Annotated in this window: 12 protein-coding genes; 9 read left to right on the top strand and 3 right to left on the bottom strand. The window is 73.9% G+C overall.

Annotated elements, in window-relative coordinates; genetic code table 11:
- Positions 1-207: 207 nt before the first annotated feature.
- From ACIRPK_RS31495 to ACIRPK_RS31520, 6 genes are all read left to right on the top strand, one after another.
- Complete coding sequence (locus ACIRPK_RS31495) at positions 208-504, top strand: DUF503 domain-containing protein (protein WP_403044822.1); 297 nt, start codon at positions 208-210, stop codon at positions 502-504.
- Positions 505-654: 150 nt separating this feature from the next.
- Positions 655-1,098, top strand: coding sequence for a 30S ribosome-binding factor RbfA (gene rbfA / locus ACIRPK_RS31500; protein ID WP_184913758.1), 444 nt, complete (start codon positions 655-657; stop codon positions 1,096-1,098).
- 2 nt (positions 1,099-1,100) lie between these two features.
- On the top strand, positions 1,101-2,201 hold the full coding sequence (locus ACIRPK_RS31505) for a bifunctional oligoribonuclease/PAP phosphatase NrnA (protein WP_403044825.1): 1,101 nt from the start codon (positions 1,101-1,103) through the stop codon (positions 2,199-2,201).
- Positions 2,202-2,235: 34 nt separating this feature from the next.
- The gene (gene truB / locus ACIRPK_RS31510; RefSeq protein ID WP_403044828.1) at positions 2,236-3,141 is read left to right on the top strand and encodes a tRNA pseudouridine(55) synthase TruB; all 906 of its coding nucleotides are present in this window, start codon (positions 2,236-2,238) and stop codon (positions 3,139-3,141) included.
- A 325-nt stretch (positions 3,142-3,466) separates the two neighbouring features.
- Complete coding sequence (locus tag ACIRPK_RS31515) at positions 3,467-6,652, top strand: hypothetical protein (protein ID WP_403044831.1); 3,186 nt, start codon at positions 3,467-3,469, stop codon at positions 6,650-6,652.
- Positions 6,653-6,757: 105 nt separating this feature from the next.
- Positions 6,758-7,705, top strand: coding sequence for a bifunctional riboflavin kinase/FAD synthetase (locus ACIRPK_RS31520; RefSeq protein WP_403044834.1), 948 nt, complete (start codon positions 6,758-6,760; stop codon positions 7,703-7,705).
- Between the two features lie 58 nt (positions 7,706-7,763).
- Here ACIRPK_RS31520 and ACIRPK_RS31525 read toward each other — a convergent pair whose 3' ends face one another.
- The 3 genes from ACIRPK_RS31525 to eccE all read right to left on the bottom strand — a co-directional run bounded on the left by ACIRPK_RS31525 (position 7,764) and on the right by eccE (position 11,911).
- Positions 7,764-9,716: a MinD/ParA family protein gene (locus ACIRPK_RS31525; RefSeq protein WP_403044837.1), complete on the bottom strand. Its 1,953-nt coding sequence runs from the start codon at positions 9,714-9,716 to the stop codon at positions 7,764-7,766.
- 168 nt (positions 9,717-9,884) lie between these two features.
- Positions 9,885-10,643 (bottom strand): hypothetical protein, encoded by a 759-nt coding sequence (locus tag ACIRPK_RS31530; RefSeq protein WP_403044840.1) that lies wholly within the window; start codon positions 10,641-10,643, stop codon positions 9,885-9,887.
- Entirely contained in the window at positions 10,643-11,911 is a 1,269-nt protein-coding gene (eccE, locus tag ACIRPK_RS31535; protein ID WP_403044843.1) for a type VII secretion protein EccE, read from the bottom strand. Before eccE ends, ACIRPK_RS31530 begins: the two co-directional genes overlap by 1 nt.
- A gap of 316 nt (positions 11,912-12,227) precedes the next feature.
- Here eccE and ACIRPK_RS31540 point away from each other — a divergent pair, with 316 nt between their 5' ends.
- From ACIRPK_RS31540 to ACIRPK_RS31550, 3 genes are all read left to right on the top strand, one after another.
- Positions 12,228-13,811 (top strand): type VII secretion protein EccB, encoded by a 1,584-nt coding sequence (locus ACIRPK_RS31540; RefSeq protein WP_403044846.1) that lies wholly within the window; start codon positions 12,228-12,230, stop codon positions 13,809-13,811.
- Between the two features lie 179 nt (positions 13,812-13,990).
- Positions 13,991-14,278, top strand: a complete 288-nt coding sequence (locus ACIRPK_RS31545; RefSeq protein ID WP_403044892.1) for a WXG100 family type VII secretion target — start codon at positions 13,991-13,993, stop codon at positions 14,276-14,278.
- Positions 14,279-14,353: 75 nt separating this feature from the next.
- Positions 14,354-14,644 carry a WXG100 family type VII secretion target gene (locus ACIRPK_RS31550; protein WP_403044849.1) on the top strand — a complete coding sequence of 97 codons (291 nt, stop codon included), beginning with the start codon at positions 14,354-14,356 and terminating at the stop codon, positions 14,642-14,644.
- The last annotated feature ends 19 nt before the right edge of the window (positions 14,645-14,663 follow it).

Genomic DNA, 14,663 nt, shown 5'->3' on the forward strand with positions numbered 1-14,663 from the left:
GCCCGGGGGGTCGTACACCCAAAGCTCGGGCCCCGCCGTCCGCGAGCCCCCCGTGGGGCGCCCCCCCCCCCGCCCCCCCCGGGGGGGCGGGGGGGGGGGCGGGGGCCCCCACCCCCCCCCCCCCGGCCCCGGTCTCGCTGTTAGCCTCCTGGTACGCCCGCTCGGGCAACTCCTTCGAGGCCTTCAGGTCGGCGAGACCTGTCACACATGTTCGTGGGAACACTCACTTTCGATCTGCTGCTCGGCGATGTCCATTCGCTCAAGGAGAAGCGTTCGATCGTGCGGCCCGTCGTGGCCGAACTGGCGCGCAAGTACAGCGTGTGCGTCGCAGAAGTCGGGAACCAGGATCTGCACCGCAGGGCCGAGATCGGCCTGGCGGTGGTGTCCGGCGACGCCGGGTACGTCACCGAGATCCTGGACAGCTGTGAGCGGCTCGTCGCCGGCCGCCCCGAGGTGATGCTGCTCTCCGCCCGGAGGCGCCTTCACAACGACGACGATGACTGAGGGTGTGCGCGGTGCCGCTACGTCGGCACCGTCACACCGACGAGGACCGAGAGCGCCCACAAGGCTGGGCGCGGGCAGGTATTTTGGGGCCAGGGCCGCACCGGGTGCGTCCGTGGACCCGGTACCGCGCTCACTGCACGAGGAGGCAACGTGACCGACACCGCAAGGGCGCGCAAGCTCGCCGACCGCATTCAGGTGGTGGTGGCCGAGACCCTGCAACGCCGGATCAAGGACCCGCGGCTGGGCTACGTGACCATCACCGACACCCGGGTCACCGGGGACCTGCGCGAGGCCACCGTCTTCTACACCGTCTACGGTGACGAGGCCGAGCGCGAGGCCAGCGCGGCCGCACTGGAGAGCGCCAAGGGCGTGCTCCGCTCCGAGGTCGGCAAGCAGACCGGGGTGCGTTTCACCCCGTCGCTGACCTTCATCGCGGACGCCCTGCCGGAGAACGCGAAGAACATCGACGAGCTGCTCGACAAGGCGCGGGTCTCCGACGCGGCGGTCCGTACCGCCGCCGCCGGGGCCACCTTCGCCGGGGACGCCGACCCCTACCGGGTGCCGGCCGCCGAGCGCGACGACGAGGACGAGTAACCATGACCGCCGAGCCGGTCGACCCCGGCCAGAGGGCATCGTCCACCGACACGGTGGATGGTGCCCTCGCGGTGCTTCCCGGGCCTCGCAGCGAGTCGTCGGCCGGCTCCGCGGCGTCAGCCCTGGCGGCCGAGTGGCAGCGGGTGGTCGAGCTGGTCGGGCGGGCCAGGACGGTCGACCTGATCTGCCACATCAACCCGGACGGCGACGCGCTCGGCTCGGCCCTGGCGGCCGGTCTGGCGCTGCGTTCGCTCGGCCACCAGGTGCGGGTCTCGTTCGGCGACGACCCGCAGATCGTGCCCGAGTCGCTGAGCTTCCTGCCCGGCCAGGACCTGATCGTCCCGGCCGCCGAGGTGCCGGACGTCCCCGAGCTGGTGCTCTGCTTCGACGTGGCGGCCGAGAGCCGCCTCGGCCTGCTGCACGCCAAGGCGTTCGCCGCCCCCGCGCTGGTGGTCATCGACCACCACGCCTCCAACCCGGGCTTCGGCACCCACCGCCTGATCGACCCCACCGCCCCGGCCACCGCCGTCCTGGTGGACGAGCTGCTCCAGCGGCTCGGCGTACCGCTCGACCAGGAGCTGGCCGCCTGCCTCTACACCGGCGTGGCCACCGACACCGGCTCGTTCAGGTACGCGGGCACCACGCCCGCCACCCACGAGCTCGCCGGGCGGCTGCTGGCCACCGGCATCCGGCACGACCTGATCTCCCGTCAGCTCTGGGACACCTCTTCCTTCGGCTACCTCAAGGTGCTGGCCGGCGCGCTGGACCGGGCCGTCTACGAGCCCGACGCCGCGGGTGGCCTGGGCCTGGTGTGGACCTGGGTGCCGTACCAGGACCTGGCGCTGTTCGGGGTCACGGTCGAGGAGATCGAGGGCCTGATCGACGTGCTGCGCCGCCCGGCCGAGGCCGAGGTGGCCCTGGTGCTCAAGCAGGACCCGGACGGCACCCTGCGCGGCTCCTGCCGGGCCAAGGGCGCGGTCGACGTGGCCGCCGTCTGCGCCGACCTGGGCGGTGGCGGGCACCGGTTCGCGGCCGGCTTCAGCGCCCGCGAGGGCGTCGAGGCGACCGTCGCCCGGTTCCGGGCCGCGCTGCCGGCCTCCTGACCCACCATCCGTACAGACGTACAGAAAAGAACCGATGAAGCGTAAAGGCACCGGCCCCGACGGCCTGGTCATTGTCGACAAGCCGGAGGGCCTCACCTCGCACGGCGTGGTGGCCAAGCTCCGCTGGCTGGCCGGGACCAGGAAGGTCGGCCACGCGGGCACGCTGGACCCGATGGCGACCGGGGTGCTGGTGATCGGCGTCGAGCGGGCCACCCGGCTGCTCGGGCACCTGATGCTCACCGCCAAGACCTACGAGGCCACCATCCGGCTCGGCCAGGACACCGTCACCGACGACCGCGAGGGCGACGTCACCTCCTCGGCGGACGCCTCGGGCGTCGAGCGGTCCGCGATCGACGCCGGGGTCGCCGCGCTGACCGGCGAGATCATGCAGGTCCCGTCGAAGGTCAGCGCCATCAAGATCGACGGCAAGCGCTCGTACGCCCGGGTCCGCGAGGGTGAGGACTTCGAGATCGCGGCCCGGCCGACCACCGTCCACTCCTTCACCGTGCACGAGCAGCGGGCGGCGGTGGCGGCGGACGGCACCCCGGTGATCGACCTGGACGTCACGGTGGAGTGCTCCTCCGGCACCTACATCCGGGCGCTGGCCCGCGACCTCGGCGCCGGTCTCGGCGTCGGCGGGCACCTGACGGCCCTCCGGCGCACCAGGGTGGGCCCGTACGGGCTGGAGTCGGCCCGGACGCTGGAGCAGCTGGAGGAGAAGCTGGAGGTGCTGCCGATCGCCGAGGCGGCCGCCGCAGCCTTCCCCCGGTGGGACGTGGACGCCGAACAAGCGCGGCTGCTGGCCCACGGCATGAAGCTCGCCGCCCCCGGGCTGGGCGTCGAGGGGCCGATCGCGGTCTTCGACCCGGAGGGCCGCTTCCTCGCCCTGATCGAGGAGAAGTCCGGCCACGCCAAGCCCGTCGCGGTCTTCGTCGGCTGAGCCTGAGCTCGGCCGCGCAGGTGCACGAGGTGCACCGCCAGGGGCTCGGGGAACTGCGACGCCCGCCTCGTGCAAGGTGATCCGTTCCGGGGTGGTCAGGCACTTTCGCAGTGACCCGGACGCCAGCTCTCCTCGCCCACCCGGCGGAGCCGCACGTCAGCAGAGCCCCGAGCCCCTGGGCCGTAGCACCGGTGCGCCCGGCTGGAGCGCAGCTCGAACCCCGTGAAGTCACCCGAAGGGGTGAGTGGTGTCGCCCGAGGGGTGGGGTGCACCGCCGACCGGGCAGGCTCCGGGCGGTGGTGGGCTGCGGAGGGGCGGGCGCGGGATGGCCGAGGGGCTGCTGCGGATCTGTGGGCCGGACGGCCTGGTCAGGGGGCTCGGCTTCGTCGCCGACCGGCAGGGCAGCGTGCTGACGGCCCGGCAGGCGGTCGAGGGGCTGGACCAGCTGGTGCTGCACCTGCCGTCGGGTCAGACCCGGGTGCTCGGGGCCGACTGCGTGGAGCTGCTGCCGGGCCCCGGCCTCGCGGTGGTGCGGACGGAGTCTGCCGGGGGCCTTCCGCTGGCCCCGCCCGCGATCGCCGACGGGATCGGCAGCGGCCTGGTCTCGGTTTCCCAACTTACCGCTGGGATATGGGAGTTGACCCAGATCCAGGGCGGTGTGCGCGGCGTCGACACCGAGGGTGCCCTGCTGCTGGACCTGCCCCAGCTGCGTGCCCCGCTGACCCCCGGCGCCCCGGTGCTGGACGCCGAGAGCGGCGCCGTGCTCGGCGTCCTGGCGGACGGGCCGGACGGCCCCCGGGCGCTGCCGCCGACCGGTCCGGCGCTGGCGGAGCTGCGCGGCCGGAACGCCGAGGCGGTGCCCGCGTACGGCCGGGCGCTGAACTTCGGCGGGGTGTTGGCGCTCTGCTCGGTCCAGCTCGGGTCGGCGAGTGCCGGGCCGGGGCGGATCGCCGACCTGGCCGCCGACCGGGTGGACCGGCCGGACGGGCTGACCGGCGAGGAGCCGCAGGTCGCCGTCAGTGTGCTGGTCGGCCCGCCGGGCAGCGGTCGCAGTACCGAACTGGCCGCCCTCGCCGTCCGGCGGGCCGGGGGACCGCGACCGCTGCCCACGGTCTGGCTGCGCGGCGCCGACCTGGCACCGGACGACCCGACCATGGCGACCGCCATTGAACGTCGACTCGCCGGAGCCGCAGCCCTGTTGGGGGTACCCGCGCCGGACCTCCCGGAACTGCTGCGGCTCTGCACGGAGGCCGGCCGCCCGCTGCTCGCGGTGCTGGACGCCCCGGAGGAGGCGCCGTTCGCGGTGACCGGGGAGTGGCTCGCGGCGGCCGGGGTACGGCTGCTGACGGCCTGTCGGCCGGAGAGCTGGGGCGAGGGCGTGCCCGGGGCGGTGGTGCACGGCCTGGGACCGCTGCCCGCCGAGGCGGCGGCCCGGGTGGCCCGGCGGTACGGGGCGCCGGAGCCGGGGGAGCACCCCCTGTTGCTGCGCCTGGCCGGAGAGCTCGGGGAGCTGGGCGAGCTCGGGGAGACACCGGAGCGCGGGCGGCTGTACGCGGAGTACCTGGAGCTCTGCTGCACCCGCGCCGCGCGGCGCCTGGCGGCGGTGAGCAGCCCCCGGCGGGTCGGGGCGCACCGGCGGGGCACGCCGACACCCCCCACGACCCCGCCCGAGCCGGTGGACCCGGAGCCGCTCCGCCGGCTCGCCGAGACGCTGGCGGAGCGGGTCCGGGAGGCGGGTCGCCGGATGCTGGGCACCGGTCACGGCGCGCTGGACGCGGACAGCTTCGCCGCCCTGTTCCCGGCCGAGGGCGGCTGGGCCGGGGCGGTGTTGGCCGAGCGGCTGTTCGTCCCGGCCGGGCCGGGGTACCGGTTCGCCCACGAGGACTTCGCGGACTGGCTGCAGGGCGGCCGGCTCGATCTGGACGCCGCGCTCCGGCTGCTGCTGGAGGGGACCGCCACGGCGGCCGAGGGCGCGCTGCCGGCCGGTGGTGTGCCCAGGCACCGGGCCGGGGTGGTGGCGTGGGCGCTGCGCGGGGTCGGTGAGCGGCACGGTGCGCCGGGGCTGGACCCGTGGCTGTGGCGGCTGTGGCGCGGGGTGGAGACGGCGCCCGGGCCCGAGCAGGCCTGGTGGGCCCGCCGGCTGCTGCTGGACGGGCTGGCCGGCAGCCCGGAACCCGCCCTGCACCGGCCGCTGTTGGCGGCCGTCGCCGAGCGCGGTGGCGGCGGTCTGGGGGCCGGGTTCTGGGTCGGGCTGCCGCTCCCGCTGCCGGACCGGATGGAGCTGCTGCGGTCGCTGGTGACGACCGATCAGGAGGCCAGGGCGGCGGTGGCCGAGCTGCTCCGGGCCGACCCGCGGGCCGTGCTGCCGCTGCTCTGCCGGTGGTTCGGCGAGACCCGGGGCAGTGCCGCCGCCGATCTCGCGCACGATCTGCTGTGGGCGCACCGCCGTTCGGCGGTGGACGACCTGACGGAGTCACTGGCAATCGCGGCCCACCCCCGGGCCGACGCGCTGCTCGCCGAGCTGGCGGTGGCGGAGCCGTCCGCGCTCTGCCGGGCGGTGGACCGCTGGAGCCACGACCCCCGTCCGGAGTGGCACGTGGCGGCGGCCGTGCACGCGCTGCGGGCGGCCCCGTACGCCACCGGCACCGGCGCCGACCTGCTGCGGCACACCGCGCGCAGGCTGCTGGCCCGGGAGGAGGAGCCGACCCTGCACGGGGCGGCGCTGGCCCTGCTGATCCGCGATCCGGCGACCCGGCGGCAGCAACTCCCCGCCGCGCTCGCCGCCTACCACCGGGACGACCCGTTCCTCACCGCCGAGGCGCTGGCCCCGGCGCTGGTCAGCGACCCGGAGCCGGTGCTGGCGGCGTTCCGGCAGCGGCTGGCCGCGCCGGGCGGGGCGGTGGCCGAGGCGCTCCGGGTGCTGGCCGGGCAGGACGGTCCTGAGCTGCTCGGGCCGGGTCTCGACCTGGCCGCCGAGCTGCTGCGGCAGCGGCCCGAGCGGTCCGGCCAGGTGGCCGAGTACCTGACCGCCCTGCTGGCCGGCCGGTCGGAGGCCGGGCTCGACCTGCTGCTGGCCGAGGCGGTCGCCCGGCCGCCGGTGCTGCGCCGGGTGCTCGCGGTGCTGCTGACCGGCCAGGAGTGGCCGGCCCGGCTGCTGGAGACACTGCTCGCGGTGGAGCACGACCCGGCCGTGCTGGTGCCGGTGGTGGAGCGGCTGGCTGACCGTTGCCGGGACGAACAGGCGCCCGGGGTACCGCAGTTGATCCGGCTTATCGCGGCGGCGGGCGGGCCCGAGGTGGACGCCGCGCTGGTCCGCGGCGCGGGCCGCTCGGCCGGGTTCGCCCGGCTGCTGACGCACTGGCCGGCCGGCGAACCGGGCCCGCGCGGCGGCCCGCTGCTGGCCCGGATGCGGCTGTTGGTGGCGGGCGGCCGCGATCCGCAGTACGCGGCGGCGGAGGCCGAGCGGGGCGCGGTGGTCCGTCCGGCGCGTCCGGCGGGCCGAGTTGGGTGACGCTGGTGCCGACACAGCTTCGGGCGCATGGCACGCTATAGGGGTTCGGTAGGAAGCGAGAGCGTGCGGACGACGTACGCCGGTTCGGAACGAGGAGCGGTCAGGGTGCAGCGCTGGCGTGGCCTGGAGGAGATCCCCGGGGACTGGGGGCGCAGCGTCGTCACCATCGGATCGTTCGACGGTGTGCACCGCGGCCACCAACTGATCATCAGCCGGGCGGTGAAGCGGGCCCGTGAGCTGGCGGCGAAGGCCGTCGTGGTCACCTTCGACCCGCACCCGAGCGAGGTGGTCCGGCCCGGCAGCCATCCGGCGCTGCTGGCACCGCAGCCGCGCCGGGCGGAGCTGATCGAGGCGCTGGGGGTGGACGCGGTGCTGGTGCTGCCGTTCACCGCGGAGTTCTCGAAGGAGTCGCCGGAGTTCTTCGTCCAGCAGGTCCTGGTGGACGCGTTGCACGCCCGGCTGGTGATCGAGGGCCCGAACTTCCGGTTCGGCCACCGGGCCGCCGGGAACGTCGGGTTGCTGGCCGAGCTGGGCCGGGCGGACGACTTCGAGGTGGAGGTGCTCGACCTCCAGGTGCGCGGTTCGGCGGGCGTGCCGTTCTCCTCCACGCTGGTGCGGCGGCTGGTCGCCGAGGGCGACCTGAGCGCGGCCGCCGAGGTGCTCGGCCGGCCGCACCGGGTCGAGGGCCTGGTGGTCCGGGGAGCGCAGCGCGGACGGGAGTTGGGCTTCCCCACCGCCAACGTGGACACCGTCCCGCACAGTGCGATCCCGGCCGACGGGGTCTACGCGGGGTGGCTGACGGCGGCCGGTGAGCGGATGCCCGCGGCGATCTCGGTGGGCACCAACCCGACCTTCGACGGCACCAGCCGGACGGTCGAGGCGTACGCCATCGACCGGGTCGGCCTCGACCTGTACGGCCTGCACGTGGCGGTCGACTTCCTCGCGTACCTGCGCGGGATGGAGAAGTTCGACTCGATCGACGCGCTGCTGGACCGGATGGCCGACGACGTCAAGCGGGCCAGGGAGCTGACCGACGAGTCGTCACCCGCCTGAGCCGGCCGGGCCGGAGAGACGGAGGAGGGGCGCGGATGTCCGCGCCCCTCCTCCGCTGTCACTGCTGTTGCGGGGGCGGCGGCGGGTAGCCGTACCCCTGCGGCGGCGGCTGCGGGCCGTCGGGCTGCGCGGGCGGTGGCGGGTAGCCGTAGCCGGGCTGCTGGCCCTGCTGCTGGCCTTGCTGGGACCACTCCTGCGGGAGCGGCTGGGCGCCGGGCGGGGGCGGCGGCTGCTGGCCGTACCCGGGCTGCGGGGCCCACGGGGCACCCTGCTGGGGATAGCCGCCCTGCTGCGGGTGCTGCTGCGGGTACCCCGGCTGCTGCGGCGGGTAGCCGCCCTGCTGGGGGTAGCCCGGGTAGCCCTGCTGCGGCGGCTGGCCGGGGTAGCCGCCCGGCTGGGGCTGGCCCCAGCCGCCGGCCGCGTGCTGGGCCCGCATGATGTCGTCGCCGACCATGGTGGCGAGCTCGAAGTACGCCTCCCGGACCTTGGGCCGCATCATCGCCAGGTTGACCTCGGCGCCGGCCGCCAGGCTCTCGTCGAACGGCACCACCACGACGCCGCGGCAGCGGGTCTGGAAGTGCGCCACGATGTCCTCGACCCTGATCATCTTGCTGGTCTCGCGGACCCCGGAGACCACCGTGATGGAGCGCTGCACCAGGTCGGCGTAGCCGTGCGCGGAGAGCCAGTCCAGCGTGGTGGAGGCCGAGCTGGCGCCGTCCACGCTCGGGGTGGAGACGATGATCAGCTGGTCGGCCAGGTCGAGCACCCCGCGCATCGCGCTGTACAGCAGACCGGTGCCGGAGTCGGTCAGGATGATCGGGTAGTGCTGCCCGAGCACCTGGATCACCGAGCGGTAGTCCGAGTCGTTGAAGGTGGTCGAGACGGCCGGGTCGACGTCGTTGGCCAGGATCTCCAGGCCCGAGTGCAGGTCCTGCGAGGTGAACTGACGGACGTCCATGTAGCTGCGCAGGTGCGGGATGGCCGTCACCAGGTCGCGGATGGTCGCGCCGGTCTGCCGCTTCACCCGGCGGCCGAGCGTGCCCGCGTCGGGGTTGGCGTCGATCGCGATCACCTTGTCCTGCCGCTCGGTGGCCAGCGTGGCACCGAGCGAGGTGGTGGTCGTGGTCTTGCCGACGCCGCCCTTGAGGCTGATCACCGCGATCCGGTAGCAGCTCAGCACCGGCGTCCGGATGATCTCGAGGCGGCGGGCCCGCTCGGCCTCGGCCGCCTTGCCGCCGAACTTGAACCGGGACTCTTTCTGCTGCTTCGGCTGCCCGCGCAGCAGCCGGTCCGAGGAGAGCTCGACGGCGGCGGTGTAGCCGAGCGCCGCCCCGTGCGACATCTGCTGCTGCCCGCCCTGGCCCTGGAAGGCCACCGGCGCCTGCGGCACGGCCTGCTGCGGGTACTGCTGCTGCGGCGGCATCTGCTGCTGGGGGTACGGCTGCTGCTGGGGCTGCGGCCAGCCGCCCTGCCGCGGGTCCACCGGCGGCTGGCCCTGCTGAGGGTAGGGCTGCTGCGGCGGGTACGGCTGCTGCTGGGGGTGTTGCGGCTGCGGCTGCGGGACGGCGGGCGGGTACGGCTGCGGGGCGGGGGCCGGCGGCGCCTCGGCCACCGGCGGTGCCGGTACGGGCGGGACCACCGGCGCCGGGCCGGGCGCGGGAGCCGACTGCAACTCGACCGGCGCGGGCCCGGCTTCGGGACCGTCGGTGACCGGGGGCAGCACCGCGGTCTCGGTCGCCGACGACGCGGGGGTCGGGGCGGGCGCGGGCGGCGGGGTCACCGGCACCGGGGCGGGCGCCTCGGCCACCGGTACGGGCGTCGGCGGCACCGGGGCGACCGGAGCGGGCGCGGGCGGGGTCGGGGCGGGCGCGGGGGCCGGTGCGGGAGGAGCGGCGGGCGTGTCGCTCTGGGTGTACCAGGACGGCGGGGAGTAGTCAGGAACGTCCGACCAGTCGTCGTCGTCCTCCGCCGCGTTGTCGCCGACGTAGACGCCGTCCCGATCGCTGCTCACTTGGGCTCCCTCGTGTTCGCCGCCGCTGTTCGCGGTGCCGTCGGCACAAGACTAGGTCGTGATTCCCGGCCGCTCACAGGCGGTGCCGGAACTCACACCATCGTGGACGAAAGGAGAGGCCCGCACACCGGATCACCCAGTATGCGGACCCCTCCGGGATCGAATCGCTCAGTCCATCCGGCGCGGGCCGCCGAGCACCTGACCCTCGGCCTCGCCGGGGTTGGTCATCACGAACTGACGGCGCATCCGGGTCGCCCACAGGGTGATGTTGTCGCCGAGGGTGGGCAGTGCCGCGACCTCCTGGTCACCGAGCGAGAGCAGCCGGGCCAGCAGTTCGGCCTCCTGCGGGGAGACCCGCTGGATGCCGACCAGGTCGGCCGCGTTCAGCACCCGGGCCGCGTTCGGGCCGAGGTAGGGGAGCAGGGTGAGGGTGGTCTGCCAGGGCGAGGCGGAGAGCCGGCTGCGCGGCGGCCGGGCACCGAGGTCGCGGACCACCAGCACCGGGGAGGCCACCGAGGCGCCCTGGGCGCCGAGCCGGCCGACCTGGTGCACCGTCACGCACGGCTGACCGCCGCCGGCCGCCTGCGCCAGCAGCGACCAGGCCTGCGGACGGCCGGTCTCGACCGCGATCCGGGCACCGGTGGCGGCCGCCCGCAGGGCGATCACCTGCGCGGTCCACAGACCGCCGACCAGCGCCAGCTCGTACGAGGTGGGCCGGAACAGGCCGAGCACGGCGGGCTGCTGCTGGGGGTCGACGCCGATCACCACGCCGTCGTCGCCGACCGGGAAGGCCAGCGCGCCGAGGTCCTCGGTGGCGAGCACGTGCCGCTCCCGGCGCGGGCCGCGCAGGCCGTAGCCGGGGCGCGGCCGGGTGGCCCGGGCGGCGGGCTCGGCCGGTGCCTGGTTCGGGTAGGTCTGATAGGCCATCAGGAAGTCCCTCCCAGGGGCAGCGTGGCGAGCAGGCCGGGCGCCTGCTCCAGGTCGAGCCGGGTCAGGCCGATCCCCGAGGCCTGCGCGCGGGACTCCACCAGGCGCCCGACCTGGGCGATCTCGCTCTCGCTGCGGCCGGTGACCCGGACGTGCCCGCTGATCGCCACCGAGTCGCCGGTGCCGCGGCTCGCGGTCAGGCTGAAGGTGCTGGCCAGCGCGGGCGTGCTGGTGACCAGGTTGACCAGGTCGGGCGCGGCGATCCGGCCCGGGGCGCCACCGGGGCGGCTGAGCTGGGGCCACTTGGAGATCCAGAAGGTGGCGTGCCAGCGGTCGTCGATCCGCCAGAACTTCCGGCTCTCCTGGGTCCGGCGGCCGTTGCCGCCACCGCCGCCGGTGCCCTGACGGCCCGCCACCGCGATCGGGTTGGCACAGACCGAGATGGCCAGCGCCGCGATCAGCTCGCGCTCGTCCAGCACGGTCGCGGTGAAGCCGGCGCTGTTGAGCCGTCCGGCCAGCTGGTCGGTGACCCGCTGGAGCGCTTTGCGGGCGCCCTCCTCGCCGCCGCCGCGGGCCTCGACCGCGCTGCTGGTCAGCTCGGGGCTGAGCTTGAGCGCGACCCAGGTGAGCCGCAGACCGGGGGTGGCCAGGCCGTCCGGGAGCTGGTGGTAGGCCCGGGTGGCCAGCGACTGGTCCGGCAGGTGCGGGGCCGGAGCGGGCTGGGTGTGCTGCACCAACTGGACCGACTCCAGGGCGATGTCGTCCACCTGGAGGGCCGAGCAGATCACGTCGAGCGGCAGCGGCAGCGCGTTCCGGTGCGGCCGCAGCGGCTGGTCCTTCGCCTGCACCAGCAGGATCGAGGTGAGGAAGGTGCCGTCACCGACCATGCCGGTCTCCCGGCGGACCGGGCGGCCGCCGCCGAGGTCGGCCTCGGTGGCGTGGGTGCAGGTGCGCAGCGCCGGCTCGAGTTCGAGCGCGGGCGCCAGGGCCGGGTCGGTGCCCGGCGGCGGCACGTTGAGCTGGGCCTGCCGACGACGGGCGTTCAGCGCGGCGCGGACCTGCAGGCCCTCGGACAGCGTCCGGCCGTTCAGCGGTACCAGGGCGAGCACCACCAGCAGGACGGCCGGTACCGCGAACACGCCCGCCATCGCCTTGTTGATGGTCCAGCCGACCACCACCAGGGCCACCGCGACCTCGAGCAGCACGATCTGCTGGAGCCGCAGGCGGGTGCCGAGCAGGCCGGGCCGCGGGTGCACCTTGATCGGCACCGGTGCGGTGGGGCGGGTCGGCGCGGGCTGCGCCCGGCGGCCGCGTCCGCCCCCGCCTTGCGATGTGCTGCGTCGCCCTGGAGCAGTCTGGCTTGGCATCCCCCGAGTGGCCCTCTCTGATCAGATATCACGGCCCGGTTGACCGGTCGGCAAACCGTACCCGTACCGTACTCACCGTTGCTGCCGCATCGTAGAGGGTGGACCACGACGTGCACCCGGCGGGTGGCAGACTCACGCACGGCCTGCACACCCGGACTCGGGTACGAGCCGGTGGGGCTGACGCACCCACAGTTGTCGAACAGGGGAGACGACGAGCATGGCTTCACGCCGAGACGAGCTGAACGCGTACACGGCGGCGCGAAAGCGCACGGTCGGTGCCTTCCTGCTGCCTTCCGGCGGCGGGAACGACGAGGACGCGCCCCGGCCGGTGAAGGCCGTGCTGCCGAGCGTGGTGATCGGGGTCGTGATCGTGGCGGGCTTCGCCATGTGGGGTGTCATCAAGCCTGCCGCACCCAAGGGTTGGGACGGCGGCGGCAACATCATCCAGGGCAAGCAGTCGACCACCCGGTACGTGATCCTGCCGGGTGACAAGGGCGCCAAGGTGCTGCACCAGGTGCTCAACATGTCCTCGGCCCGCCTGGTGCTGCCGGCCAACGCCAAGGTGGTGATCGTCGAGGACAAGGTGCTGGACGCCTACCCGAACCACGGCGCCACCATCGGCATCCCGTACGCCCCCGACAAGCTGCCGAAGGCGGAGGTGGCGGGCCAGACCGACAAGAAGTGGTCGGTCTGCAACAGCCCGGGCGCGGAGGAGAAGGCGCCGCCGAACCAGGCCGTCTTCGTGGCCGCCGGCAAGGACGCCACCCGGCTGGCCGACCCCAAGCTGATGCTCGGCGCCGGTGAGTCGATGTACGTGCAGGCCCCGCTCGACACGGCGGGTCTGCAGAGCACGTTCATGGTGGACCGGACCGGCACCCGGCACCTGATCGGCAACGCGACCTCCCAGCCGAACGAGAAGGCCCTGATCGCGGGCAGCCTGTACGGCAGCGACATGGCGAACAAGCCGCAGCGGGTGACCGAGGACTGGCTGCAGACCCTGGCGACCGGGGAGCCGATCGGGTTCCAGACGCCGCCGGGCTTCGTCAAGGACAAGCCGGTGTCGTCCAAGCTGGACCAGCTCGCCAAGCCGGAGGAGCGCAAGGTCGGCCGGCTGCTCAACTACGACAAGAGCTACTTCATGGTCGGGGTCGACAAGCTGTACTCGGTCTCGCCGTTCCAGGCCAAACTGGCGCTCAGCAACCCGGACTTGCCGAAGGCGGCCTACGGCGGCGCCCCGGCGAAGCTCTACCAGCTGTCGGCCGGTGAGTACGCGGCGCTCAGCAGCGTGGTGGAGCCGCTGAACGACGCGGCGGACATCCCCGACGAGATGCCGACCGGAAAGGCCGTCAACCACGAGGGCCGGAACCGGCTGTGCAGCACCTTCGAGGGCATGGACGGCACCAAGATCAAGCGGTCGGTCTGGGCCGGCGCCGAGTACCCGGCCCCGGTCGACGCCGGCGCCTCCAGCGCCCGGGTCTCGCCCGGCCACGGCCTGCTGTTCCGGGCCATGGACTCGAACGACCCGGCCAGCTCCGGCCGGAACTACCTGATCACCGAGACCGGTCTGCGCTACCCCGTGCCGACCAACAACGACGGTGGCAAGGCCGGTGCTTCGGCGGCGCCGAAGGAGCCGGCGGCGGAGCAGCAGCCGGCCGGCCAGGAGCAGCAGGCCAACGAGAACCAGGCCAGGCTGGGCTTCGACAAGGTGACGCCGGTGCCCGTCCCGCTGCTTTGGGCCAAGCTGGTCCCGGCCGGTCCGGTACTCAGCAAGAACGATGCACTTCAGCCCCAACTCGCCTGACGGTAAGTCAGTTGGCCGACCGCACCCCAGTGTCATGGCTTGGTAACTACCTGGCTCCCGGTGTTGGGTGACTTGCGGTCGGCGGCTAGAGTTCTGAAGTGCACCACACCGTGGTGTTCGACGGCCGTCCGTGCCAGGACGGTCCGTGGGGAAGTCTGTCTCATGGGGGACGGTGGATCATGTCTGGTCAGTTCACGACTACCGCTGATGAAATGAACGCTTTCGCGAACCGTATCGGTGAGGTGAACGCATCCGTCCAGGGCGAGATTCAGCGTCTCAACTCGCTCGTTGACGAGATCAAGGCAGGCTGGGAGGGCCAGGCGGCCGCCGCGTACCAGCAGCTGCAGACCCGCTTCAACGAGGACGCCACCAAGCTGAACCAGGTCCTCGACGAGATCCGTCAGGCCATCGAGGCCACGACGAAGCTCTACGCGCAGACCGAGCAGGAGCAGGCCTCGTCCTTCTGAGCCGCCGGCTCGCGTTCAGACATCAACCTCGGTCCGGCATAGGGCCGATTCGACTCCATCGGAACAGGGGACACCATGGGCGACCACATTAAGGTTAATTTTTCCACCATCCAGAACGCCAGCTCCGAGGTCCGTCAGGGTGCCCAGCGCATCCAGACCCAGCTGGACGAGCTGAAGGCCGGCGTCGCCCGGATCGCCAACAGCTGGGAGGGCACGGCCCGCGAGGGTTACCAGGCCCGGCAGCAGGTCTGGGACTCGAGCGCGGCCGACCTGCAGGCGGCGCTGACCCAGATCGCCACCTCGCTGGACAACGCGGCGCAGAGCTACCAGGCGACCGAGAGCCGTAACACGGCTGTCTGGAGCTGACCCGACCGCCGTCCCTGAC

Source organism: Kitasatospora sp. NPDC101801, from assembly GCF_044766665.1.
Lineage (GTDB): Bacteria > Actinomycetota > Actinomycetes > Streptomycetales > Streptomycetaceae > Kitasatospora.